Source organism: Saccharomonospora iraqiensis subsp. paurometabolica YIM 90007 (genome assembly GCF_000231035.2).
Classification (GTDB): Bacteria; Actinomycetota; Actinomycetes; order Mycobacteriales; family Pseudonocardiaceae; genus Saccharomonospora; species Saccharomonospora paurometabolica.
Window position 1 is genome coordinate 15,269 of the sequence record NZ_KI912213.1, and the last position, 1,139, is coordinate 16,407.

The 1,139-nt window shown below is 73.0% G+C and carries 1 protein-coding gene and 1 pseudogene; one reads left to right on the forward strand and one right to left on the reverse strand.

Translation table 11 applies throughout. The features are described 5' to 3' along the window. A pseudogene (locus tag SACPADRAFT_RS32230) lies at nucleotides 1–186 on the reverse strand (sulfurtransferase); the annotation flags it as partial. A gap of 184 nt (nucleotides 187–370) precedes the next feature. Between SACPADRAFT_RS32230 and SACPADRAFT_RS0204685 the strand changes: the two are divergent. Beyond that, complete coding sequence (locus tag SACPADRAFT_RS0204685) at nucleotides 371–1,066, forward strand: metal-dependent transcriptional regulator (protein ID WP_007027698.1); 696 nt, start codon at nucleotides 371–373, stop codon at nucleotides 1,064–1,066. Nucleotides 1,067–1,139 lie beyond the last annotated feature (73 nt).

Here is a 1,139-nt window from a genome sequence, read left to right on the forward strand (position 1 = left end):
CCCGGGCGGGCCCGCGAGGTCGGTGTCGACGTCGACGAAGACCGCCCCCGGCACGTGCCCGGCGAGGTAGGAGTCCCGGCCGGGCGGGCCGGTGAGCCGCCACCGCACGTCGAGCAGGGTGGGGGCCTCCGCGGGGTCGCGGCGCGACAGTTCCGCCAGTTCCGTTGTCGAAATGACCGGGCGCATACCCCTATCCTGCCGGTCTCACCCGTCGTCGCGGCGGCGGACGGTGCGCGACAGCCGGATCCCGGCCCCACGGACGGTGGCCCGGGACACGCCGACCGGCACACCCGGAGGTCCGCGCCCCTCGCCCGCCCTCCGTGTCGGGACCGGCGATTACCATGAGTGAGGCGGAGCGAAGGGGACAGGCGTGAACGATCTCATCGATACTACCGAGATGTACCTGCGCACCATCTACGAGCTCGAGGAGGAGGGAGTCGTGCCGCTGCGCGCCCGGATCGCGGAGCGTCTGCAGCAGAGCGGCCCCACCGTGAGCCAGACGGTGGCGCGGATGGAACGGGACGGGCTCGTGGTGGTCGCCGACGACCGCAGCCTGCAACTGACCGACCACGGGCGCGACCTCGCGGTCGCCGTGATGCGCAAGCACCGGCTGGCCGAACTGCTGCTGGTCGACGTCATCGGGCTGGAGTGGGAGCACGTCCACAACGAGGCCTGCCGTTGGGAGCACGTCATGAGCGAGGCGGTGGAACGCAAGCTCGTGACATTGCTGGACAACCCGAGGACGTCGCCGTACGGCAACCCGATCCCCGGGTTGGACAAGCTCGGGGCGGGTGAGCCCGCTCCCCCGGCCGAGGCCGACCTCGTGCGGCTGGACGAGGTCGCCAGGTCCGGCGGGGGCAAGGTCGAGATCCGGCGGATCGCCGAGCACGTGCAGCTCGACGAGGATCTGATGACCCAGCTCCGCGGGGTGGGCGTCGTGCCGGGCCGCACCGTGAAGGTCGGCAGGGTCGGCGCGGGCGGACACAACGTGGAGGTCTCGGACGACACCCACTCGGCCGAGGTCGCCGCGGAGGTACTGCACGCCGTGCTCGCCCAGGCCCGGTGACTCGACGGCCGCGGCGCCGGCACGGACCGCGGGACACCGGGGAACCGGACCGCGGCGCGGCGGACCTCGCCGC